General features: G+C 72.5%; 25 protein-coding genes. 10 read left to right on the top strand and 15 right to left on the bottom strand.

Annotation, left to right across the window (positions count from 1 at the left end; genetic code table 11):
* Positions 1-15 precede the first annotated feature (15 nt).
* The 4 genes from BQ6202_RS13125 to rbsK all read left to right on the top strand — a co-directional run bounded on the left by BQ6202_RS13125 (position 16) and on the right by rbsK (position 3,944).
* A complete protein-coding gene (locus tag BQ6202_RS13125) occupies positions 16-870 on the top strand; it encodes a fumarylacetoacetate hydrolase family protein (protein ID WP_072314835.1) in 855 nt (284 codons plus the stop codon).
* 46 nt (positions 871-916) lie between these two features.
* The gene (locus BQ6202_RS13120; RefSeq protein WP_072314834.1) at positions 917-2,146 is read left to right on the top strand and encodes an alpha-hydroxy acid oxidase; all 1,230 of its coding nucleotides are present in this window, start codon (positions 917-919) and stop codon (positions 2,144-2,146) included.
* Positions 2,147-2,215: 69 nt separating this feature from the next.
* Positions 2,216-2,971 carry an SDR family NAD(P)-dependent oxidoreductase gene (locus tag BQ6202_RS13115; RefSeq protein ID WP_072314833.1) on the top strand — a complete coding sequence of 252 codons (756 nt, stop codon included), beginning with the start codon at positions 2,216-2,218 and terminating at the stop codon, positions 2,969-2,971.
* 46 nt (positions 2,972-3,017) lie between these two features.
* On the top strand, positions 3,018-3,944 hold the full coding sequence (gene rbsK / locus BQ6202_RS13110; RefSeq protein WP_072314832.1) for a ribokinase: 927 nt from the start codon (positions 3,018-3,020) through the stop codon (positions 3,942-3,944).
* A 6-nt stretch (positions 3,945-3,950) separates the two neighbouring features.
* On the opposite strand, the gene BQ6202_RS13105 is transcribed toward rbsK, so the two are convergent.
* Positions 3,951-5,627, bottom strand: a complete 1,677-nt coding sequence (locus BQ6202_RS13105) for a stealth conserved region 3 domain-containing protein (protein ID WP_234946216.1) — start codon at positions 5,625-5,627, stop codon at positions 3,951-3,953.
* A 179-nt stretch (positions 5,628-5,806) separates the two neighbouring features.
* On the opposite strand from BQ6202_RS13105, the gene BQ6202_RS13100 reads away from it, so the two are divergent.
* The gene (locus BQ6202_RS13100; RefSeq protein WP_072314831.1) at positions 5,807-6,727 is read left to right on the top strand and encodes a phosphodiesterase; all 921 of its coding nucleotides are present in this window, start codon (positions 5,807-5,809) and stop codon (positions 6,725-6,727) included.
* 14 nt (positions 6,728-6,741) lie between these two features.
* Here the strand turns inward: BQ6202_RS13100 and BQ6202_RS13095 are convergent, their stop codons facing one another.
* The 9 genes from BQ6202_RS13095 to ddaH form a co-directional block, all read right to left on the bottom strand.
* The gene (locus BQ6202_RS13095) at positions 6,742-7,581 is read right to left on the bottom strand and encodes a hypothetical protein (RefSeq protein WP_072314830.1); all 840 of its coding nucleotides are present in this window, start codon (positions 7,579-7,581) and stop codon (positions 6,742-6,744) included.
* A 61-nt stretch (positions 7,582-7,642) separates the two neighbouring features.
* Entirely contained in the window at positions 7,643-8,218 is a 576-nt protein-coding gene (locus BQ6202_RS13090; RefSeq protein WP_072314829.1) for a hypothetical protein, read from the bottom strand.
* Positions 8,215-8,781: a signal peptidase I gene (locus tag BQ6202_RS13085; RefSeq protein WP_143143734.1), complete on the bottom strand. Its 567-nt coding sequence runs from the start codon at positions 8,779-8,781 to the stop codon at positions 8,215-8,217. Before BQ6202_RS13085 ends, BQ6202_RS13090 begins: the two co-directional genes overlap by 4 nt.
* A gap of 65 nt (positions 8,782-8,846) precedes the next feature.
* A complete protein-coding gene (locus BQ6202_RS13080) occupies positions 8,847-9,656 on the bottom strand; it encodes an LPXTG cell wall anchor domain-containing protein (protein ID WP_072314828.1) in 810 nt (269 codons plus the stop codon).
* Positions 9,653-11,008 (bottom strand): RICIN domain-containing protein, encoded by a 1,356-nt coding sequence (locus BQ6202_RS13075; RefSeq protein WP_072314827.1) that lies wholly within the window; start codon positions 11,006-11,008, stop codon positions 9,653-9,655. The genes BQ6202_RS13080 and BQ6202_RS13075 overlap by 4 nt, the downstream gene beginning before the upstream one ends.
* Before the next feature lies 1 nt (position 11,009).
* On the bottom strand, positions 11,010-11,603 hold the full coding sequence (locus tag BQ6202_RS13070) for a M73 family metallopeptidase (RefSeq protein WP_072314826.1): 594 nt from the start codon (positions 11,601-11,603) through the stop codon (positions 11,010-11,012).
* Between the two features lie 52 nt (positions 11,604-11,655).
* A complete protein-coding gene (locus tag BQ6202_RS13065) occupies positions 11,656-12,246 on the bottom strand; it encodes an alternate-type signal peptide domain-containing protein (protein ID WP_072314825.1) in 591 nt (196 codons plus the stop codon).
* 142 nt (positions 12,247-12,388) lie between these two features.
* Positions 12,389-13,651 carry an ornithine--oxo-acid transaminase gene (gene rocD / locus BQ6202_RS13060; RefSeq protein ID WP_072315185.1) on the bottom strand — a complete coding sequence of 421 codons (1,263 nt, stop codon included), beginning with the start codon at positions 13,649-13,651 and terminating at the stop codon, positions 12,389-12,391.
* Between the two features lie 38 nt (positions 13,652-13,689).
* Complete coding sequence (gene ddaH, locus BQ6202_RS13055) at positions 13,690-14,529, bottom strand: dimethylargininase (RefSeq protein ID WP_072314824.1); 840 nt, start codon at positions 14,527-14,529, stop codon at positions 13,690-13,692.
* A 91-nt stretch (positions 14,530-14,620) separates the two neighbouring features.
* Here ddaH and BQ6202_RS13050 point away from each other — a divergent pair, with 91 nt between their 5' ends.
* Positions 14,621-15,058, top strand: coding sequence for an Lrp/AsnC family transcriptional regulator (locus tag BQ6202_RS13050; RefSeq protein WP_072314823.1), 438 nt, complete (start codon positions 14,621-14,623; stop codon positions 15,056-15,058).
* A gap of 62 nt (positions 15,059-15,120) precedes the next feature.
* Here the strand turns inward: BQ6202_RS13050 and BQ6202_RS13045 are convergent, their stop codons facing one another.
* Positions 15,121-15,408: a WXG100 family type VII secretion target gene (locus BQ6202_RS13045; protein ID WP_083587280.1), complete on the bottom strand. Its 288-nt coding sequence runs from the start codon at positions 15,406-15,408 to the stop codon at positions 15,121-15,123.
* Positions 15,409-15,532: 124 nt separating this feature from the next.
* Here BQ6202_RS13045 and BQ6202_RS13040 point away from each other — a divergent pair, with 124 nt between their 5' ends.
* On the top strand, positions 15,533-16,012 hold the full coding sequence (locus BQ6202_RS13040) for an NUDIX hydrolase (RefSeq protein ID WP_072314821.1): 480 nt from the start codon (positions 15,533-15,535) through the stop codon (positions 16,010-16,012).
* Between the two features lie 14 nt (positions 16,013-16,026).
* Here the strand turns inward: BQ6202_RS13040 and BQ6202_RS13035 are convergent, their stop codons facing one another.
* A complete protein-coding gene (locus tag BQ6202_RS13035; protein WP_072314820.1) occupies positions 16,027-17,346 on the bottom strand; it encodes an FAD-dependent monooxygenase in 1,320 nt (439 codons plus the stop codon).
* 70 nt (positions 17,347-17,416) lie between these two features.
* Positions 17,417-17,767, bottom strand: a complete 351-nt coding sequence (locus BQ6202_RS13030) for a nucleoside triphosphate pyrophosphohydrolase family protein (RefSeq protein WP_072314819.1) — start codon at positions 17,765-17,767, stop codon at positions 17,417-17,419.
* Between the two features lie 37 nt (positions 17,768-17,804).
* On the opposite strand from BQ6202_RS13030, the gene BQ6202_RS13025 reads away from it, so the two are divergent.
* Positions 17,805-18,302, top strand: coding sequence for a beta-class carbonic anhydrase (locus BQ6202_RS13025; protein ID WP_072314818.1), 498 nt, complete (start codon positions 17,805-17,807; stop codon positions 18,300-18,302).
* A gap of 77 nt (positions 18,303-18,379) precedes the next feature.
* Positions 18,380-19,546 carry a MalY/PatB family protein gene (locus tag BQ6202_RS13020; RefSeq protein ID WP_072314817.1) on the top strand — a complete coding sequence of 389 codons (1,167 nt, stop codon included), beginning with the start codon at positions 18,380-18,382 and terminating at the stop codon, positions 19,544-19,546.
* Between the two features lie 11 nt (positions 19,547-19,557).
* Here BQ6202_RS13020 and BQ6202_RS13015 read toward each other — a convergent pair whose 3' ends face one another.
* Positions 19,558-20,457 carry a DUF368 domain-containing protein gene (locus BQ6202_RS13015; RefSeq protein WP_072314816.1) on the bottom strand — a complete coding sequence of 300 codons (900 nt, stop codon included), beginning with the start codon at positions 20,455-20,457 and terminating at the stop codon, positions 19,558-19,560.
* An 88-nt stretch (positions 20,458-20,545) separates the two neighbouring features.
* The gene (locus BQ6202_RS13010) at positions 20,546-21,553 is read right to left on the bottom strand and encodes a nucleoside hydrolase (RefSeq protein ID WP_200792256.1); all 1,008 of its coding nucleotides are present in this window, start codon (positions 21,551-21,553) and stop codon (positions 20,546-20,548) included.
* Between the two features lie 69 nt (positions 21,554-21,622).
* Between BQ6202_RS13010 and BQ6202_RS13005 the strand changes: the two genes are divergently transcribed.
* Complete coding sequence (locus BQ6202_RS13005; protein WP_072314815.1) at positions 21,623-22,267, top strand: hypothetical protein; 645 nt, start codon at positions 21,623-21,625, stop codon at positions 22,265-22,267.
* Positions 22,268-22,285 lie beyond the last annotated feature (18 nt).

The following is a 22,285-nucleotide window of genomic DNA, read 5'->3' as shown; positions in this document are numbered from 1 at the left end:
ACCAGAGGAGACCCCATGCGATTCCAGCGACTCGGCGAGCCCGGCGCAGAGATCCCCGTGCTCGTGGACGGCGACCGCCGCCTCGACCTGCGCGGCATCACGGCAGACATCGACGGCGCCTTCCTCGAGAGCGGCGGCGCCGATCGGGCGCGCGCCGCGCTCGAGGCCGGCGAGCTGCCGGCGCTCGAGGGAGCGGAGCGGATGCGCGTGGGCGCGCCCATCGCGCGCCCCACGGCGGTGCTGTGCATCGGCCAGAACTACGCGGCGCACGCCGCCGAGTCTGGCGACGCCCCGCCCTCGGTGCCGATCCTCTTCTTCAAGCACCCGAACACCGTGGTCGGCCCGCAGGACGACGTGGCGATCCCCCCGGGCGCCGAGACCGTCGACTGGGAGGTCGAGCTCGGCGTCGTGATCGGCTCGCGCGCCCGCTACCTCGGCTCCGAGGAGGAGGCGCTCGCGGCGATCGCCGGCTTCGTCGTCTCGAACGACGTCTCGGAGCGCGACTACCAGACCAAGCACTCTGGCGGCCAGTGGTCGAAGGGCAAGTGCGCCGAGACCTTCAACCCGCTGGGCCCGGAGCTCGTCACCCCCGACGAGGTCGACGTGCAGTCGCTGCGGCTGTGGTCGCGGGTCAACGGCGAGGCCCGCCAGGATTCCAGCACGGCCGACATGATCTTCCCCGTCGCGGAGATCGTGCATCACCTCTCGCACTACTTGGTGCTGGAGCCGGGCGATCTCATCAACACCGGCACGCCGCAGGGCGTGGCGCTGTCGGGACGCTTCCCCTACCTCGTCGCGGGTGATGTGATGGAGATCGGCATCGAGGGCCTCGGCGAGCAGCAGCAGCGACTCGTCCCTGCCACGATCTGATCGCCCGAGATCCGCTGACTGCCTGAGCACTGAGGAGCACGACACCGTGGAACGACGCATCCCCACCCTCGCCGACCTGCGAGCGACCCTGAACTTCCGCGCACCCGGCAACCCCGCTGCCGCTCGGCTCGGGCTCGCGCAGACGATCTGGGATCTGCGGGCGATCGCCAAGGCGCGCACGCCCAAGGGCCCGTTCGACTACACGGACGGCGCCGCCGAGGGCGAGATCGGCATCGCCCGCGCCCGGCAGGCCTTCGAGGACGTCGAGCTGCACCCCGCGGTGCTCAAGGACGTGACGGATGTCTCCACGTCGTGGGATGTGCTCGGCGCGCCGAGCGCGTTCCCGCTCGCGATCGCACCGACCGGCTTCACCCGCCTGATGCACGCGGAGGGCGAGCCCGCCGGTGCCCGCGCGGCCGCCGCCTACGGCATCCCCTTCACCCTCTCGACGCTCGGCACCACGTCGATCGAGCGGGTGCGAGAGGTCTCGCCCGAGGGGCGGCTGTGGATGCAGCTCTACATGATGAAGGAGCGCGACCGCTCGCTCGAGCTCGTCGAGCGGGCCGCGCAGGCCGGGTACGACACGCTCATGATCACGGTGGACACGCCCGTCGCGGGTGCCCGCCACCGGGATGCGCGCAACGGCATGCAGTTCCCGCCGCAGCTGACCCTCTCGACGCTCGTCGACGCGGCCCCCAAGGTCGAGTGGTGGTGGAACTTCCTCACCACGGAGCCCGTCACCTTCGCCGCGATCTCGAAGTGGGACGGCACGGTCGGCGAGCTGCTCGACGCCATGTTCGACCCCTCGGTCGACTACGAGGCGCTCGCGGAGGTGCGCGCGGCCTGGCCGGGCAAGCTCGTCGTCAAGGGCGTGCAGTCGGTCGCCGACGCCCGCACGCTCGCCGACCTGGGCGTCGACGCCATCACGCTCTCGAACCACGGCGGCCGGCAGCTCGACCGCGCACCCGTGCCGTTCCGACTGCTGCCGGAGGTGGCGCGCGAGGTCGGCGACGACCTCGAGATCCACCTCGACACGGGGATCATGTCGGGCACCGACATCGTCGCGGCGGTCGCGCTCGGCGCGCGCACCACGATGGTCGGGCGCGCCTACCTCTACGGCCTGATGGCCGGCGGTCGCGCGGGCGTCAACCGCGCGCTCGCCATCCTGACCGGCGAGGTGCAGCGCACCATGCGCCTGCTCGGCGTCTCATCGCTCGAGGAGCTCGGCCCGCAGCACGTGACGCAGCTCGACCGGCTGGTGCCGCGCGCCGACTGAGCTGGAATGCCGCGCGGTCGCGCGCGTTGCCTCTAGGAGACGCACGACGGACGCAGAGGAGTGGGAGAGATGGCACGTTTCGACAGCAAGGTCGCCCTGGTGACGGGTGGAGGCTCGGGCATCGGTGAGGCGATCGCCAAGCGACTCGCCTCCGAGGGCGCCAAGGTGGTCGTGACCGACATCAAGCTCGAGGCCGCGCAGCGCGTGGTGGACGAGATCGCAGCGACGGGCGGCAGCGCCGCCCCGATCGAGGCCGATTCGTCGAAGCCCGCCGACGCGCAGAAGGTGGTCGCGTTCGCGCGCGACACCTACGGCGCGCTCCACTACGCCGTGAACAACGCTGGCATCGGCGGCGCACCGCACCGCACCGCCGACGTGCCGGTCGAGGAGTGGGACGCGGTCGTCGCGGTCAACCTCAGCGGCGTCATGTACGGCATGCGCGAGCAGATCAGCGCCATGCTCGACGCTCCGCGGGAGTCGGCGATCGTGAACATCGCCTCCATCCACGGCATGGTCGCGGCACCGCGCAGCAGCGCCTACACGGCCACCAAGCACGGCGTCGTCGGCCTGACGAAGAACGCCGCGGTGGAGTACGGCCCCGAGGGCCTGCGCATCAACGCGATCGGACCGGGCTACATCCTCACGCCGCTGCTCGAGCAGAACCTCGACCAGGAGGCGCGCGACGCGATGGCTGCGAAGCAGGCGCTCGGCCGCCTCGGCACGCCCGACGAGATCGCGGCGGTCGTCGCGTTCCTGCTCTCGGACGACGCATCCTTCGTCACGGGCAGCTACATGGTCGTCGACGGCGGCTACACCGCGGTCTGAGGCACCCCTGCCGGGCCCGGTGCGGCACGGTCGGTAGGCTCGAGCCATGCCCGCAGACCGCGATGGCGTGCTGATCGTCGGCTCGATCAACGCCGACGTCACCGCCTACTCCAGCCGCCTCCCCGAGCCCGGCGAGACCTTCGCGGGCGAGGCCTTCGAGCTCGGCCTCGGCGGCAAGGGCGCGAACCAGGCCGTCGCCGTGGCGAGGGCCGGTGCCGCGGCGCACATGGTCGGATGCGTCGGCGACGACGCGTTCGGCACCCTCGTCACGACGGGGCTCGGCGAGCACGGCGTGGGCCTGACCCACGTGCGCAGGCTGGCGGACGCCCACACCGGCATCGCGCACATCCGCGTCGCCGGCGGCGAGAACGACATCGTGATCGTCTCCGGCGCGAACGCGGCGCTCGACGACGGCCAGCTCGATGCCGCCTTCAGCGCGCTCGGCGACCGCGTCGCGGTGCTGCTCACGCAGCTCGAGACGCCGCTCGAGACCACGCTCGGCGCCGTCCGCCGGGCGCACGCGGCGGGCATCACCGTGATCCTCGACCCGGCGCCCGCGCGCGAGCTGCCCGACGAGATCTGGCCCCTCGTCGACATCATCAAGCCCAACGAGACCGAGGCGGCGCTGCTGACGGGGATCGCGGTCGACTCGGCCGAGTCGGCGGCGCGCGCGGGCCGCTGGTTCCTCGAGCGCGGCGCGCGGGCCGCCATCGTCACCATGGCCGGCGCCGGCAGCGTGCTCGTCACCGCCGAGGGCGCGAGCGAGCACCCCCCGCTCCGCGTCGACGCGGTCGACACCACGGCCGCGGGAGACGCCTACGCGGGCCACCTCGCCGCATCCATCGCCGCCGGCCTCAGCCTGGTGGCGGCCGTCCAGCGCGCGACCGCTGCAGGCGCGGTCACCGTCACGCGCCGCGGCGCCTCCGCGAGCATCGCGAGCGCCGCAGAGGTCGACGAGCTGCTCGCCCGCTGACGATGCTCAGGCGGCCGGGCGGGAGCTCGCGCTCGCACCGGGCTGGTGCACGCGCTCCCAGGGCGCCGGGATCGGGAAGTAGGCCTCGAGGAACTCGGTGACGGCGCGGTTGCGCTCCTCGGCCGTGATCTCTGGCCGGCTGCCGTCGTTGAGGCAGAACATGTCCTGGTCGCGCTTGCGCAGCAGCCGCTCCATCGCAGGCAGCGCCTTGTGCAGCGTCGTCTCGACGTACTGCACCCTCGCGACCGTCTGCTGCACCGCGCGCCCCGTCATGAGGGCGTAGTAGTGGTAGAGCGAGTTCGTGACCGAGATGTCGGTCGCCGAGCGGAAGCGCGAGGCCGCCGTGCGGCGGAAGTCCTCCGGGAAGGTCGCCTCGAGCTCGCGCAGCACGCTGCGCCGCAGCGGCGCGGCGCAGTGCTCGAGGTGCCGCGTCGTCACGGTGCCGAAGCGCTCGCGCAGCAGGCTGCGGTTGAAGCGCGCGGCGTTGTCGTGCCCCGAGCGCGCCGGATCCGTGTCCCCGAGCCCGATGCGCGTCGTCGCCTCGACGAACTTCGTCACCCCGCCGGGCGAGAAGAAGAGGTCGGGCTCGAGCGGCCGCGCGAAGAACATGTCGTCGTTGGAGTAGAGGAAGTGCTCGCTCAGACCCTCGATGTGGTGCAGCTGCGCCTCGACCGCGTGCGAGTTGTGGGTCGGCAGCACCGAGGTGTCGGCGAACATGTCCTCCGCCGGCACGATCGTCACCTTCGGGTGGTCCGCGAGCCACGCGGGCGCCGGGGAGTCGGTCGCGATGAAGATGTGGCGGATCCACGGCGCGTACATGTGGATCGAGCGCAGCGCGTACTTCAGCTCGTCGATCTGCCGGAAGCGCGCCTCCGAGTCGTCGCCCTCGCCGACGACGTGGTCGCGCATCCGCTCTGCCCACTGCCGCTGGAACTCGCTGCTCGAGCCGTCGACCCACGAGAAGACGATGTCGACGTCGAAGGTGACGTCGCTCGCGAGCGGCTCCCACATGTGCTGGATCGTCTGCCACTCGCGGCCGAAGCGCACGACCGTGTCGCCGACGGCCTCGTGGCGCGGCATGGCGGCGCGCATCACCGCGTTCGGCAGCGGCGCGACGAGGGTCTCCTCGCCGAAGCGCCACAGCTCGAGCTGCAGCGCGGTCTCGGGGCCGTAGCGCAGCCGGCCGGCCGGCTCGACGCGGGGACGGTAGACGCGCATGGCCGAGGCCTTCTTGTGGCCTGCGAGCTGACCGTCGGCGAGCAGCACCGGTCCGCGGCTCGCCGCCTTCTGGGGCGCGATCGCCTCGGCGTAGAAGGGCTCGTCGGCGAAGGCCGTCGCGAGCGCGGCCGCGAGCTCGGCGCGGCGCGCGCGGTCGACGGCGATGATCGGCCTGCCGCGATCGTCGCGCACCAGCAAACACGGGATGCCGGCCGCGTCGAGGGCGGCGCCGACCGCGAGCAGATCCTCCACCATCGACTCGTGCGGCGTCATGTGGCCGTTCGCGAGGGCATAGCGCCCCTTGCGCACGACGATGTCGGGGCGGTCGAAGCGGCTGAAGCCGCCTCCCGTCGAGACGAGCACGGGCTCGTGGGCGTTCGAGACCAGCTGCGCCGGAGGCTCCAGCCGCGATGGCGCGAAGGCGCTCCGTCGGCTGTCGATGCCGTGCTCCCGAAGGTCGCTCACGTCTGGATCTGCTCCTGCCCGCTGGGTGTCTGCCTCAGCCTCATGCTACTGGCCCGCCCGGCTGCGCCGTTCGACCTGCGTACACGCCGGGTTCACGGCGCGTTCGCGCGCGCGTGCTGGACTACGGTTCGACCAGTGCCCATCGCTGTGCATGACCGAGAGATCGGGAGACCATCACCGTGACCACGTTCGAGGCCGAGCATCCCCGGCCGGATCACTTCCTCCTGCACATCTCCGACACCCACCTGCTGGCAGGCGGCGGCAGCCTCTACGACCGCGTGCCGAGCGAGGCGCACCTGCGCCGCCTCTTCACCGAGTTCGAGGCATCCGGCGCCCGCCCCGACGCGATCGTCTTCACGGGCGATCTCGCCGACCGGGGCGAGCCCGACGCCTATCGCCGGCTGCGCGAGATCGTCGACCCGGTCGCCGCCGAGCTCGGCTCCCGCGTCATCTGGGTGATGGGCAACCACGACGAGCGCCGCGCGTTCCGCGCGCACCTGCTCGACGAGCCCGCCTCCGACGAGCCGATCGACGCCGTCACCGAGCTCGACGGCCTGCGCATCATCACGCTCGACTCCACCGTGCCGGGCAGGCACCACGGCCACGTGAGCGTCGAGCAGCGCGACTGGCTGCTCGCCGTGCTCGCGACGCCCGCTCCGCACGGCACGATCCTCGCGATGCACCACCCGCCGGTGCCGAGCGTGCTCGACCTCGCGGTGAGCGTGGAGCTGCGCGAGCAGGCTCCGCTCGCCGAGGTGCTCGCGGGCACCGACGTGCGCTCGATCCTCGCGGGCCACCTGCACTACTCGTCGACGGCGACCTTCGCCGGCATCCCCGTCTCGGTGGCCTCCGCCACCTGCTACACGCAGGATCTCAACGTGCCGGTCGGCGGCACGCGCGGCCGCGACGGCGCTCGCGCGTTCAACCTCGTGCACGTCTACCCCTCGACCGTGCTGCACTCGGTGGTGCCGCTCGGCGACACCCCGCCGCTCGACTGGATCGATGCTGACGAGTCGGCCAGGCGGCTGTCGGCTGCGGGCGTGCGGATGCCCGGGGTCATGCCGCCGGGGCTGGTCGAGCCGGTGCTCGTCGGGGCCTAGGCCAGAGGCGGCGGCTAGGCCAGCCGCGCCTCGATCGTCACGTCCTCGGTGACCTGCACCTGCACGTCGGCGACCCGGATGCCCGGGGGCAGCTCGGCGGCGAGGTCGATGCGGCGGCCGTCGTACTGCGCGATCTTGCCGCGCACCGCGCCGAGCATCGCGGCGATGAGCGGGTTGCCGCTGTCGACCTTGATGCCCGAGAGCGTCACACCCATCTGCTCGTCGATCTCGGCGTTCGCCGAGCCCGTCACGTGGGCGCCGAGCAGACCCTTGCGCACCTTGGCGTCGAAGGTCAGGCTGACGGCCCGCGGTCCTGCCTGCGCCACATCGACGTCGAAGCGCGACACCGTGATGCCGCGGTCGAGCAGCGCCGACTCGGCGAGCCCGAGCACGGCCTTGCCGAGCTGCTCCTTCGGCACCGCGACGATCGCCCAGCCGTGCAGCGGGTGCTGCGCGTCGGGCGGCGAGAGCTCGACGGCGAGCTCGCCGTTGTCGGTCTCGAGCCAGCGGAAGGGCACGTCGGTGAGCTGCGCGTCGAGCCGCACGCGCGCGCCGGAGATCACCATCGGGTCGGCCTTGACGCGAAGCTCGCGCAGCACGGCGTCCTCGATCGAGACGGGCGCGCCCTGCGGCTCGAGCCTCGCTCGGTCGCGGTCGTGCTCGCCAGCCAGCTCGAAGTCGGTGAGGTCGAGGTGCAGGTGCGCGATGTCGGCGCCGTCGAGCTCTGCCTCGATGAGCGAGGTGCAGGCGATGCCCGCCGGCTCAGCCGCGATCACCAGGGTGCGGATGCGCTTCTCGAGCTGGGCGCCGGAGGTCGGCCTGGGCGCGTGCCCGAGGAGGATGCTTTCAGCCACCCCACGACCATACGCGCAATCGGTGTGGTGTCCAGTCCCGGTGCCCGACACGCGGGAGCAGTCAGTCGGAGGGCGCACCGCCACGCCCGCGCAGCGACCAGGCGGCGATGACGGTGAGCTGCACGATGCCGGCGAGGATCGCGCCGAGGTCGCCCCAGGGTGCGCCGAGCGCGATGGCGAGTGCCACGCCGACCGCGCCGACGACGGCCACCGACACGCCGAGGCGCGTCAGCATCCGCTCGCGGAAGGCGATCGCGAAGGGCACGAAGTGGGCGCCGACGCAGACCGCGATCCAGGCCGGTGCCGCGTGCTCGGCGCCGATCGCCGCGAGCAGCGCCCGACCGCCGGCGATCGCGGCCAGCATCGCTGCCACCGAGCAGAGGTAGAGGAGCCAGGCGAAGCGATGCGGCGTCGCGGGAGCGCCGAGCGGCCGCGGTGCGACGAAGAGCCGCCACACGCAGAGCGCCGCGAGCGCGGCGGCGAGGATGCGGAGGCCGAGCAGCCAGGGCTGGTCGATCGCCCCGTCGCCGTTCGCGAAGGCGAAGACGAGCCCGCCGACGACGGCGATCGACGAGCCGAGGCGGCGCGGATCGGCGCGGTGCCGACCCTCGCGGAAGCGGTCGGCGGCGGTGCTCACGGGGATGACTCTTGCACGAGGTCTCGCTCGGCGGCTGACCGCCGCCGCTCGCGCGACCGCTCACGTACGCCCGCCACGATCATCGACACCGCGTAGATGCTGAGCGCGAGGACCGCGATCGGGATGACGACGGCCCGCACCTCGCCGGTGACCACCTGGGTGACCCAGCCCACGAGCGGGATCGAGTACCAGACGGTGCCGCGCACCTGCACCTCGCGCACGAAGCCCGGGTCGGGGGCGGGGTTGGCGTCGCCCTTCGTGACGAAGCGGTAGCCGCCGTCGGCCGTGCGGTGCTGCTCGAGCACGCGGTGCGTGACGACCGTCGGCTCGCCGCTGCGCAGCTGGTAGGTCATGATGCTGCCCGGCGCGATCTCGTCGATCGGGGTAGGGCGCACCACCACGAGCGTGCCGGGCGGGAGGCCCGGCTCCATCGACGACGTCAGCACCGTCAGCGCGGTCGAGCCGGTGACGGCGGGCACGACGATCGCCGCGATGCCGATCAGCACGACGACCGCGAGCACGCCGGCCATGATGCCGGTGGCGAGCGCGCGGATGGTGCTCACGATGGCGTTCGAGCCGCCTCGCCGACGGTGCCGGCCGCGAGCGGCGCCCGGCGCTGCAGCCTCGGTCACTGCTCGCTCGCGCGGGCCGCCGACTCGGCGCGGCGCCGCGCCAGCAGGACGCCGAGCAGCCCGCCGCCCACGAACACGGCGCCGATGAGCGCGAAGCCGAGCGGCATCCCACTGCCCGTCTGCGGCAGCTCGCCGCCGGAGCCGCCCTCGCTGCCGGCACCCGCGCCGGGGTCGTCGCCGCCCGCGCCGGGGGCGCCGCCGCTCTGCGGGCAGCTGCCGAGGTCGTGGCCGGCGCGCGCGTCGGCGAGCGCCGCCTGCAGCCCGAAGGCGACGCTGCCGAGCGCGCCAACGCGGCCGTCGTCCCGCGACTGCGAGCCGAGCGCGGGGTCGACGAGCATCGCGACGTCGAGCTGCAGCTCCTCGCCCGGCCCGAGCGGGATGTCGCCTCGCACGGTCGCGCAGCGCTCGGCACCGAGCGCATCCTCGATGCTGAGGCGGCCGAGCTCACCCTCGTCGGCGCTCGAGAAGACGAGATCCGTCGCGATGGCCAGGTCGCGGTCGTCGGCGCTCACGTCGACGAGGTCGATGCGCAGCACGCCGGGCTCGGCGGTGTCGTTGCGGAGCCAGACCCGCTCGGTCACCGCGTCGCCGGGCACGACGCGACCGGCGTCGCCGAACAGCGCGAGGTCGCTGCCGTGCGTGAAGCGCTCGCCGTCGTGCGAGACGAGCAGGAGCTCTGGGGAGGGAGCGGTCTGCGCCGGAGCTGGCGCCGCGCCCGCCGGTGCGGCACTCGCCATCACGAGCCCCGTGCCGAGCACCGTGGCGACGGCGAACGAGCAGAGCCGACGGACAACGCGAGCGCTCATCCGGTGCCTGACACTGCGGAGACCACGTTGGTGGTCGAGCGGTTGAGCACGAACGCGTAGGCCACGGTGCCGTCGGCGTACCGGAGGCGCAGGGTGGTGTTGCCGGTGAAGAGGTTGGCGGGCGCGATCGTGATCATCGTGGGGTATGCCGCTGGCTGCACGAACGCGACGCTCTGCCAGACCCCGGCACTCGCCTCGCGCTCGAGGATGAAGTCCGCTCGGTTCGCTCCGACCGTGAGCGCAGCGTTCGAGCCGAGGCCGATGAGTCCCGGGTTCCAGGTGAAGCCGAGCGGCTGCAGCTGGGGCGAGAGCACGGCGGCCGTGGCGTCGGTGCAATCGACCGTCGTGCGCGCGGTGGCACTGCTCGCGGTGGGGAGCGAGAGGCATCGACCATCCACCGCGGAGACCAGCTGCACCGTCGACGCCGAGGCGCGCTGCACGTACCACTGCTGCGCCGCGCCGGCAGCAGCGATCGCCAGGGTCTGACGGCCGGTCGCGTCGACCGCGAGGCGCATCGTGGGTTGATGACGCGGCCGGAGGGTCACGAGCGTGCGATCCGCTTCGCTGACCGGCACGACCTGCCACAGCTGGTTGGCCTGGGGCGCACTGTTGACCTGGGTGCAGGTCCAGCCGATCACGGCCGCGCCCACACCACCGGCACCGCTGACATCGAGGCAGACGCCGGTGCTCGCGGCGGTGCGGAGGGTGTGCCACCGCGAACCGATGACCGGGGCCAGGCTGGTGTCGAGCGGGTAGATCGCCTGCGTGGTGTGCGCGGCGGGAGCCGGGGCGGAGGCCGCGGTCCAGCCGGTGCCGGTGCCCACGAGCGAGACGTTGAGGTTCGCGGCGACGGAGGTGGTGCCGGTCGTCGAGGCGAGCGCGTTGCGCTGCGAGACGGGCAGCGTCGTGCGCACGCAGAGGACCTGCGAAGCACCGGCGGCGAGCGAGGTGCCCGCCACGGTCGTCGAGGCCCAGGTGCCCGTGCCCGCCGTGACGGGGACGGCGGTCGCGGCAGTGCAGGCCGCCGTGGAGGCCACGGGCCAGATGCGCAGCGCCAGCTGTGCCGCGCGCGCGTCGGCCGACGTGATCGTGGTCGATGCGACTCCCGCGACCCCGCCGGAGTTGGTGACCGTGAAGGAACCGGTCGTCGTGAGGCTCGTGTGCGTGTTGATGAAGGTCGCGCCGAGGGAGGGGAAGCTCGTCTGCGAGACGCGGACGGCCTGCGTCGTGACCTGGCCCGAGCCCTGCGCACCTGCGGTCCAGTACGCGGAGGCTGCGCCCCCGCCGGCGAGCATGGCGAACGCGAGCGCGCCGACGGCGAACGCCATCAGGCCCTTCCGCGTCCGCCGCATGTCAGCTCGCCTCCTGCGTCGCCGTGATGTCCAGGGTGAATCCGATGCTCTGCCCGCTCTGTGCCACCGGGGTGTTCGCCGCGAGACGCACCTCGAGGCAGAACGTGCGCTGCGCGCCCGCGGCGATGCGCCCGAGGTTCGGTGCCGAGTAGTTGCCCAGCGGTGCCAGCGCACCTGCGAGTCCGGGAGCGCACGCTGCCGCCGAGGCGACCGGTGTGATGCGAACCTGCGCGCTGCTGGTGATCTGCTGCGCCGTCGTCGCCGTGACGCTGCCTCGGAGCGTCGAGGGGACATCCCCGACGCTCGTGACCGTGAAGGCGCGCACGACCGGCGTCGCCGGACTCACCGGCAGGTTGCCGAGGGCAGCCGAGGCCTGGCCGTCGATGCGCAGGTCGAGCGTGCCGGCACGGATCGTCGCGCTCGACGTCTCAGCGCGCGCGGAGAGCAGGGCGTAGGTGCCGCCCGCTCCGGCGAGGCCGAGCACGGTGGCGCCCGTCAGGATGAGGCCGGTGAGCGCGGCGGAGCGGAGCCGACTGCTCGACCGCGGCCGCGCGTGGGCGGCGCGGCGAGGAGCGTGCTGCAGGGCTGCGTGCATCGTGGTGCCTCGGTGCGGTGGCCGACGCTCGCGCGCCGGCCACCGCCCGCGATCACGGGGTGCCGTCGACCTGCGTGACGGTCACGGCGAACTCGGAGAGGTCGACCGCACCGGTCTTGGCGGGGTTGTCGAGCGCGGGCGACGCGGCATCGCCGAACGCCCAGTCGAGGTCGACGTCGATCGTGACGGCGTAGGTGCCCGCGGTGTTGCTGCGGTGCTCGATCTCTGCGGTCGAGCCTGCGACACCGTTGATCGTGAAGGCCGCGGTCTCCGTGAGGCGGCTCGCGAGCGCGACGTCGGCGGGGGCGGCGGAGGCGGCCTCGATCGCGCCGGGCGCGACACCGGCCTCGAAGACGAGGTTCTGGCCCTGCGCCGCGATCGCGTAGTCCGCGCTGAAGGTGAGCTGGTCACCGGGCACGATGCGCACGGCGCTGATGTCGGCCACTGCGGTCGCCGTGCCGTCCGTGTGCGTGATGGTCCACGCCGGTGCCGAGGTCTGCGAGAGCGCCAGGTTGCCGGCGGTGATGACCGCGGTGTCGCTGACGTCGACCGTGTCGTTCCAGTATGCGAGCGTGCCGCCCGCGCCGAGCAGGAGTGCCACGGCCGCGCCTGCGGCGATGGTGCCCTTGGTGATCTTCTTCATTGGTCGCCCCTTGCGAGTCCGGTGTGGATCGATCTCCCAGGCGCACGACAAGGGCCCCTCTTCGGGAGCGGAATCTCTGCGGCGGCGGCAAATCAACGAGTTCAGCAAATATGTTACCGGAGCCCGCGCGACCCGTCCAGGACTAATGCGCGAGGGCAGCCTCGAACTCGCGCACGAGCATGTCGAGATCGGCCTCGTCGATCACGATCGGCGGGGCGAGCCGCACGGTCTGACCATGCGTGTCCTTCGCGAGGATCCCCCGCTCGAGCAGCCGCAGGCAGACGTCGCGCGCCGTGCCGTAGGAGGGATCGATGTCGATGCCGGCCCACAGGCCCGCACCGCGCACCGCCGTGACCCCGTGCCCGATGAGCGCGCCGAGGCCCTCCTGCAGGCGAGCGCCCAGCTCGCGGGCGCGAGCCTGCATCGCACCTTCCTGCAGCATCCGCACCACCTCGAGACCGACGGCCGCCGCCAGCGGGTTGCCGCCGAAGGTCGAGCCGTGCGAGCCGGGCGTGAGCACCCCGAGCACGTCGCTGTTCGCGACCACCGCGGAGACGGGCACGACACCGCCGCCGAGGGCCTTGCCCAGCAGGTAGACGTCGGGCACGACGCCCTCGTTGTCGCACTGGAAGGTGGCGCCGGTGCGGCCGAGGCCGGACTGGATCTCGTCGGCGATCATGAGCACGCGCTCGCGCTCGGTGATCTCGCGCACCGCCCGCAGGTAGCCGGGCGGCGGCACGTTGATGCCGGCCTCACCCTGGATGGGCTCGAGCAGCACCGCGGCCGTGTTCGGTCCGATCGCCGCCTCGAGCGCGCCGGCGTCACCGAAGGGCACGCGCACGAAGCCGGGCGTGAACGGGCCGTAGCCGGTGGTCGCGTCCGGGTCGTCCGAGAACGACACGATCGTCGTCGTCCGGCCGTGGAAGTTGCCCTCCATGACGATGATCTCGGCGCGATCCGCCTCGACGCCCTTGACCTGGTAGGCCCAGCGGCGCGCGACCTTGATGGCCGACTCCACCGCCTCGGCGCCCGTGTTCATCGGCAGCACCATGTCCTTGCCTGCGAGCTCGGCGAGCGCCTCGACGAAGGGGCCGAGCGCCGCCGAGTGGAAGGCGCGGCTCGTGAGCGTCACGCGATCGAGCTGCGCGTGGGCGGCGGCCAGCAGCCGCGGGTTGCCGTGCCCGAAGTTCATCGACGAGTAGGCGGCGAGGCAGTCGAGGTAGCGACGGCCATCCACGTCCGTGACCCAGGCACCCTCCGCGTGCTCCACCACCACCGGCAGCGGGTGGTAGTTGTGCGCGGCGTGCGCCTCGACCTGGTCGATCGCCGCCGCGGTGGCGGCGCTCACCGCGGGCTCGCCCTCGTGGGTCGTCGTGCCGTCGTGCTGCAGCGCATCCGTCGTCATCGTCGTCTCCTGGTTCGTCGTCGTGATGGGGTGCGTGGTCAGCGGCGCAGCTCGAGCGTGCAGCACTTGATGCCGCCCCCGCCGAGCAGCAGCTCGGAGAGGTCGAGGCCGATGGTCTCGAAGCCGCGCTCGGCGAGCTGGCGCTCGAAGCCGGTGGCGCGCTGAGCGATCACCATCGTGCGGCCGTCGCCGAAGGAGTTCAGGCCCAGGACGGATGCGTCGACCTCGTCGACGATGACGGCGTCGGGGTAGCGGCGCTGGAGCACGGCCTGGCTGGCCTCGTCGAAGGCGGCCGGCAGGTAGGCGATCTGCTCGTCGTCGAGGATCGCCATCGCGGTGTCGAGGTGGTAGAACCGCGGGTCGACCAGGCGCAGGCTCACGACCTCGCGGTCGAAGGCGCGTCGCAGCTCGTCGTGCGACTCGAGGCTCGTGCGGAACCCGTGGCCGGCCAGGATCGCTCCCTGCGAGAGCAGCATGTCGCCCTCGCCCTCGTTGACGTGCTCGGGCTCGTGCACCTCGAAGCCGTTGTCGGCGAACCATGCCATGTAGGCGGGGCCTTCGGGCATGCGCTCCGCATAGGTGAACTTGGCGCCGTAGGCCTTGCCGTCGAGCGTGAAGCCGCCGTTCGCTGCGTAGACCATGTCGTCGAGCCCGGTCACCGGGTCGATCAGCTCGACGTCGTAGCCGAGGCCGACGTAAACGTCGTGCAGCGTCTGCCACTGCGCGAGGGCGACCTCGGTGCGCGTCGGCTTCGAGGGGTCCATCCACGGGTTGATGGCGTAGCTGACCGTGAAGTGCTCCGGTCGGCACATGAGCACCGTCTTGGACTTGGCGGTGCGGTCGCCCGAGAGCGCGGTCGAGGTGGCGGTGTGCTGCATGCTTCGATGGTCGCAACGAATCGACGCAATTGCGCGGGCCGAAGCGCACTTTCTTTGCAGATCGACCCCTGTCGGCCGTAGATTCGTGCATATGGACCGCATCGATCACGGCATCATCGACCAGTTGCGCCTGAACGCGCGCGCAGGCTACGCCGACATCGGCGCGGAGGTGGGGCTGTCCGCCTCCGCGGTGAAGCGGCGCATCGACCGCCTGATCGCCGACGGGGTGATCCGCGGCTTCACGGTGCAGATCGATCCGAAGGTCGAAGGCCTCGCGACAGAGGCGTATGTAGAGCTCTTCTGCCGCGGCACCGTCTCCCCCGCCGACCTGAAGCGCATGCTCGCCGGCGTGCCGGAGGTCATCGAGGCGAGCACGGTCACCGGCAAGGCCGACGCGATCGTCATGATGCGCGCGCGCGACGTGATCGCCTTCGAGGAAGCGCTCGAGAAGGTGCGCGCCGCCGCCTCGGTCGACCACACGACCTCGGCCATCCTGCTCTCGAAGCTCATCAGCCGCCACGCTGGGTAGTGCCGACCGGCACAGCAAGATGGCGGGCGCTGCCGGCCCGCCATCCTGCGCAGATCAGCGTGTCAGCTGCCGGCGAGCTGCTCGTCGAGCGACTGGATCGCCTGCATCATGCCGCGCAGCGCCTCGCCCATGTCCGAGATGCCCTCGATGGCCTGGTCCAGACCCGTGGTGAGCTCCTCGTAGCCCTCACCGAACTTGCCCGACGCGTGCTGCGTCTTGAAGTCCTCGCCCAGCAGCGTGTCCACCTGGCTCTTCAGGTCCTTCAGGACACCCGAGATGTCCTCCTTGCCAGTGTCGAGCTTGCCCGCCACCGACTCCATCTCGGAATATGAAGCTCCGAAGTCGCTCATGCGATCGTTCCTTTCCTCAAGCCTTGTGCTGCCCGTGCGAGCCAGCATCATCAACGTAGGCCGAGGATCCTGGAAGCGCGATGGGGAGAACTCCCCAGCGGCCAGCACCGCCTAGCCTGATCGCATGGGCGTCATCACCGTGTCGGCGATCTGCTTCGAGCGCGCTGACGGCGCGGTGCTGACGGTGCGCAAGCGCGGCACGAGCGCGTGGATGCTGCCGGGCGGCAAGCCCGAGGCCGGCGAGAGCGCGGCCGAGTGCGCCGTGCGGGAGGTGCGCGAGGAGCTCGGCGTCGAGATCGCGATCGACGGGCTGCATCCGATGGGCGACTTCGAGACGCGGGCGGCGAACGAGGCGGGCTTCGCGCTGCGGGCCAGCGTCTTCCGCTCGCGGCTGGCGATCGACCCCGAACCCCGGGCAGAGATCGAGGCGGTGCGCTGGATCCACCCCTCGGTGGGCATCGACGACGAGGCGGAGGCGCCGCTCAACCGCGAGCTGATCTTCCCGCTCCTGCTCGCCGAGGCGCAGGAGCGCCCGGAGGGCGCGCGACCACGGGGTCTGGCCGCCCGTGCGGCGCAGGGCAGTGCCGAGGCGCCGCGAACCTGAGGGGCCTGTTCCCGTCAGCTCGGGTCGCGCGGCGAGCGCCAGGCCAGCACCCAATCGGCCGCGATCTCGCTCGCGAGCGCCGGGGTGAGGTTCAGCAGGCCGTTGCGCGCCGCCACGAGCAGCGGGCTGCGCGTGCGCGTGCTCGAGCGCGCGATGCGCTCCGACAGGCCCATGAGGCGCTGCGTGCGGGCGATGCGCTCAGCGTCGTAGGCCTCCAGCGCATCCTCGGTGCCGTGCTCCTCGAGCAGGATGCCGAGCGTGGCGGCATCCTCGAAGGTCGTGTTGCCGCCCTGGCCGAGCGTCGGCAGCATCGCGTGGGCCGCATCGCCGACGAGCACGACGCCGGGCCGGTGGTAGGAGTCGAGGCGGGTCGCGAGCGACCACAGGTCGCGGTGGACGATGCCCTGCTGCGCCGTCGCAGCGATGTGGTCGCGCACCTCTGGCGCCCAGTCGTCGAACTGCCGCAGCGCTGCGGCGATCTCGTCCTTGGAGCTGCGCCCCATGCGCGCGAACGCCATGCCCCACCAGTAGATGCGCCCGCCGTCGATCGGCTCCATGCCGAACTCGGCGCCGCGACCGAGGTAGACCCGCGGCCCGGCCGGGGAGTCGGCCGCTGCCTGCACGACGCCGTACCACGAGGTGGCGCCCGAGTAGTCGGTGCGAGCCTTCGGCCACAGCGCGCGACGCACCGCCGAGTCGATGCCATCGGCCCCGACGACGAGGTCTGCCTCGAGGCGCTCGAAGCGCGACTCCTCGACGGCGCGCACCTGTGCCTTCGAGGCACGCGCCTCTGCCCTGCGGTCGATGGGGTCGTCGCCCGGCTCGAGCGCGCGGTGCAGCCGGCGCCCCAGCTTCGTGCCGCGCGCGCGATCCTTGCGGCGCTCGCGCTCCGAGCGCGCGTCGGAGGAGTCGGGGTCGGCCGCGCCGTGCTCGATCGTGACCGAGGGGCGCGAGCCCTCGGACGCATCCGTCGCAGACACGACGCGCATGCCGGTCTCGACCTCGCGGTCGCCGCGCAGGATGTCGAGCAGCGTGCCCCGGTGGATGGCGCGGATGGCGCTCGAGTCGGCGTGCATGCCTCGCTGCAGCGGCGTGCCCTGGTCGGTGAAGGTGCCCTCGGGCAGCGCGCGCACCGCGGCCTCGCGCACGGCGTCGCCGACGCCGAGCTCGTCGAGCGCCGCGAGGCCGTTCTCGGTGATGGAGATGCCGGCGCCCATGGCGCGCACCTGCGGCGCCGCCTCGAGCACGCGCACCTGCCAGCCTGCGGCCTCGAGGCCTCGAGCTGCGGCGAGGCCGCCCAGTCCTGCACCGACGATGATGGCGGTCTGCGTCATGCAGGCAGGCTATCTGCCGTGCCTGGCGCGCAGCAGTGCGGATCGGGCGACAGTCGGGGCCTCGTGCCGATCAGTCGTGCGCGGGGGCGTCGAGCTCGCCAGCGCGCTGCGAGGTGCGGCGATCCCAGACGAGCCACTTGTCATCGATGGCCTGCTCGATGTCGACGCCCGTCGCCTCCGCGAGCGCGAGCAGCATGCCCAGCGCATCCGCGAGCTCGAGGCTGAAGCGCCGCTCGATCTCCTCGGCGCTGTGCCCCTTGTCGCGCTGCCTGCCCGTCTTCGCGAGATAGGCCTGCACGAGCTCGCCGACCTCTTCCTGCAGCTTCAGCACCAGCCAGTCGGCGTCGCGCTCGAAGCCGTAGATCTCGGCGTAGCGGCGCGAGATCGCGTCGATCTGTCGGGCGGTGGCGCGGATCTCCATGCGGGCCATGCTCGCACGAGGGCATAGGTTCTTGACCATGGATCACGCCTTCGACGACCTGCTCGCGCACAACCGGGAGTTCTCCGCCAACTTCGACCTGCAGGGCTTCGACGGCGTCGCGAAGTCGGGCGTGGCGATGGTGACGTGCATGGATTCCCGCATCGACCCGCTCGGCATGATCGGGCTCGTGCCCGGCGACGCGAAGATCCTCCGCAACCCCGGCGGCCGCGCCACCGAGCGCACGCTCGTCGCACTCGTGCTCGGCGCGAACCTGCTCGGCGTCGACCGCATCCTGCTCGTCCAGCACACGCGCTGCGCGATGGCCTCGAAGTCCGAGCGCGAGCTGCTCGCCGACATCTCGTCCGCGGCCGGGCACGACGCGTCGTGGCTCGACCTCGGCGCGATCGAGCACCAGGAGCTGGCGATCATCGAGGACGTGCACCGCGTGCGCTCGCACCCGCTGATCGGTGACCGCGCGCGCGTCGGGGGCTTCCTCTACGACGTCGACACGGGCCTGATGCGCCAGGTCGCCTGACGCTCGACCAGCCCATCGGTGCGCGAGCCCGCCAGGCGGTGCTGCCCTGCCAGCTGGCCGGTTGAGAGGATGAGGCCATGCATCCCTTCGAGCGCGTGTCCTTCGCCGACCTCTCGCAGCGCACCAGCATCAAGTGGCGCTTCTTCGAGCCCGACGTGCTGCCGATGTGGGTGGCGGAGATGGATGTGCTGCCGGCCGAGGCGGTGACCCGCGCGGTCACGGATGCCCTGGGTCGCGGCGACACCGGCTACCCGTTCGGCACGGGCTACGCCGAGGCGTTCGCGCGCTTCGCCGAGGATCGCTGGGGTGCCCGGGTCGAGGTGCCGCGCACTGCGCTCGTCTCCGACGTCATGATGGGCGCGTTCGAGCTCATCCGCCTCCTGACGCCGCCGGGCGGCCGGGTGATCGTGCCGAGCCCCGTCTACCCGCCGTTCCACGCGTACTCGAGGCATGCTGAGCGCGCGGTCGTGGAGGCGCCGCTCGGCGCCGACCTGCGGCTCGACCTGGCCGCCATCGACCAGGCCTGCGCCGCCTCTGCGGATGCCGGCGCCGTGCTGCTGCTCTGCAACCCGCACAACCCCACCGGCACGGTGCACACGCGCGCAGAGCTCGAGGCCGTCGCGCAGATCGCCGCGCGGCATGCGGTGCGCGTGATCGCCGACGAGGTGCACGCCCCGCTGCTGTTCGACGCCGAGTTCACGCCGTACTGGAGCGTCGACCCGCGCGGCTTCTCGATCACGAGCGCCTCGAAGGCCTGGAACCTCGCGGGCCTGCGCACGGCGCTCATCGTGGGCGGCGAGGACACGGGCGCCGACCTCGCGGGCATCGCCGAGGTCGTCAGCCACGGCCCCTCGCACCTGGCCTCCATCGCGCACATCGCCGCCTTCGACGACGGCCGCGACTGGCTCGACGAGGTGCTCGGCGGACTGCGCTCGAACCGCGCGCTGCTCGCGCGCCTGCTCGCCGAGCATGCGCCGAGCATCCGCTGGCAGCCCGGCGAGGCCACGTTCCTCGCCTGGCTCGACTGCAGCCGGACGCGCGTCGCCGACCCGGGGTCGCGCGCCGACGCCGGCTACGTCGGCCTCTCCACCGGTCCGGCGAAGGCCTTCCTCGAGCGCGCCCGCGTCGGCCTGAACGCCGGCGAGGCCTTCGGCACCGGCGGCGAGAACCACGTGCGGTTCAACCTCGGCACCCGCCCCGACGTGATCGAAGAGGCCGTGCGGCGGATGGGCTCGGTCGCCTGACGCGAGCGGCTCTACCGGCTCGACCGACGCTTCGCGAGAGCCTCGGCGGCGAGCAGCGCGCCCACCACGACGAGGCCCAGCGCGAACCACAGCGAGAGGGCGACGACGTCGCCGCTCGGGGCCAGCAGCGCACGCTCCTCGGTCTGCCAGGGCCACAGCGCCCGCAGCGAGCCCGCCATCAGGCCGGTCATGATCGCGAGGGTCACGCGATGGTGCTGCCGCAGCAGCCACAGCAGCACCTGCACGAAGACCGCGAGCCCGAGCACGGCACCGACCGCGAAGAGCGCGACGTACGCGACGTCGCCGGCGTTCAGGGCTCGGAGCGTCGGCTCGTACATGCCGGTGGTCACGAGCACGAAGGAGCCGGAGACGCCCGGCAGCACGAGCGCGCAGATGGCGACGGCGGCGGATGCGACGATCGCCAGCGCTCCCGGCTCGGCGGCGTCCGCGGCCGGCAGACCGGTGAGGAGGAAGCTCAGCACCGCCGCCGGCACCGCGAGCGCCCAGTCGCGCAGCCGCCAGCGCCCGCCGAGCATGCGCGCGGGAACGACGAGCGATGCTGCGATGAGCCCCGCGAACAGGGCCCGAGCCTCGAGCGGATGCGCTTCCACGAGGGGCGCGACGATGCGGGCGCCGACCACGACGGCCGCGAGCATCGCGATGCCGACCGGCAGCACGGTGCTCCACGAGACCGCGAGCAGGTGCTCGCGCGCGCCAGCGGTGCCACGCCCCCGCGGGACGTCGAGGACGAACCGCACGACGCCCCGCACGAGCTCCGCGGCCGACTGGATCAGTCGCTCGTAGACGCCCACCAGCAGGGCGATCGTGCCGCCGCTCACACCGGGGATGATCTCGCTGACGCCGATGAGCGCACCGCGCGCCACGTTCCAGAGCAGCAGGAGTGCAGGCACGCAGCACCGTTCTCGGCGCTCATGGCAGCACCGTTCGAGGGATGTCCGACTGGGGTGATCGGGCACGAGCCTCCCAGTCTGCCAGCCGTCAGACCTCCGGGTGCGCTGACGCCAGCAGGTCGACCATGCGCTCCTCGAAGCCCGGCTCGACCTCCATCACGACGCGGTGTCGGGCGCCATCGCGCTCGGGCCACTGCCCCCACTCCCCCTCGAGCGTCGTCACCGTGCGCCCGCGGGTCGGCCCCTCGGAGCAGTCGACGGTGACGTCGACGATGGGCGAGAGGGTGGTCTTCACGAGCCCGGTGGCGACCGCGAGCGCGAGCGCGTCGTGGTTCCCGGAGGCCCGCTCGCCCGTGTACTGCTCGTAGAAGTCGAGGTAGAAGTCGAGGATCTCGCTCGAGAACCGCCCGACGGCGCCACCGGCCGCGAGCCGCGCGCGGTGCTCATCGGTGATGAGCGAGGTCATCGTCACGTCGAGCCCCACCATCGTCAGCTCCCAGGGCGCGTCGAACACCACCTGCGCGGCCTCCGGGTCGTGCCAGATGTTGGCCTCGGCGGTCTCGCTGACGTTGCCCTGCGCGAGCGCAGCCCCGCCCATGACGGTGACCTGCCGGATGCGCTCCGGCAGCGTCGGATCGACGTCGAGTGCCGCAGCGAGGTTCGTGAGCGGTCCGACCGCGACGATCTCGAGCACGCCGGCGTGCTCGTGGCTGAGCCGCAGCATGAGCTCGACGGCGCTCTCCGGGCTGCCGGCGGCGCCTGCCGACCGACCGCGCGACAGCACGGGCACGTGCGCCGTGTCCGCGCATCCGCCCAGCCCGTCAGCGCCGTGCACCTGCGGCGAGAAGACCGCCTCGGCGCCGCCCCTCGGGCCCGCGGCGCCGATCGCGATCGGCACGTCGCCGTGGCCGGCGAGCTGCAGCACCGCCGCGGTGTTGCGCGCCCCTTGCTGGACATCCACGTTGCCCCACACCACGGTGCAGCCGACCAGGTCGATCTCGTTCGAGAGGGCAGCCGTGAAGATGGCGAGGGCGTCGTCGATGCCTGTGTCGACGTCGAGGAGGACGGTCGTCAGGGCAGTGGGGGAAGCGGTCACCGCTCGAGCCTAGGCCGAGCGGCGCGCGGCGGTGGCGTCGGCTGCGGGCCGGTGCGAGAGGATCGGGGCGTGGCTGACGAGGCGGGCATCCCCAGGCGCAGGACCCAGGCGTTCCAGGCCGAGCTCGACGCGCTGATCGACGAGCTCAACCAGGGCTCCGTGACGATCCGGTCCAGCTGGCGGTGGCAGCTGTGGTCTGCGCTCGCGGGGCTCGGTGCGCTCGTCGTGCCGGCCGCGGTGACCGTCGGCGCCGTGGGGCGACTCGTCGAGGGCGACGAGCGGATGCTGTGGCCGGCGGTGCTGATGGGCGCGATCGCCGCGGGCATCGTGTGGCTCGAGGCGGTGCTGGTGGCGAAGATGGTGCGCGGCGAGCCCTCGCTGACGCTCACGCGCGAGGGCTTCGCGCTGAGCGGCGGGCAGACGGTGTCGTGGCTGCACGTGCGCGCGGTGACGGCGAGCGCGACGCGGTCGCGCCTGCGCGGGCAGGAGATCACCGCCTACCTCATGCCGGACGCCCGAGCGGTCGTCGAGCGCTCACTGCCGAGGTCCTTGCGCGTGCTGCTGCCGACCGAGCGCTGGCTGCAGCGCCGGCAGCACGGGCGCGCTCACGCGGCGCTCTCCAGCCGCTTCCTGACGCTGCTCACGCACCCTGCGGTCTCCGCCGACGTGGTCGCAGACCTCGCGAGCTTCCTCGCGCTGCGCGCTCGCGACTGAGAGGGCGCTGAGCCGTGG

Source organism: Agrococcus sp. Marseille-P2731, from assembly GCF_900117395.1.
Taxonomy (GTDB): domain Bacteria; phylum Actinomycetota; class Actinomycetes; order Actinomycetales; family Microbacteriaceae; genus Agrococcus.
This window is presented reverse-complemented; position numbering and strand designations above follow the sequence as displayed.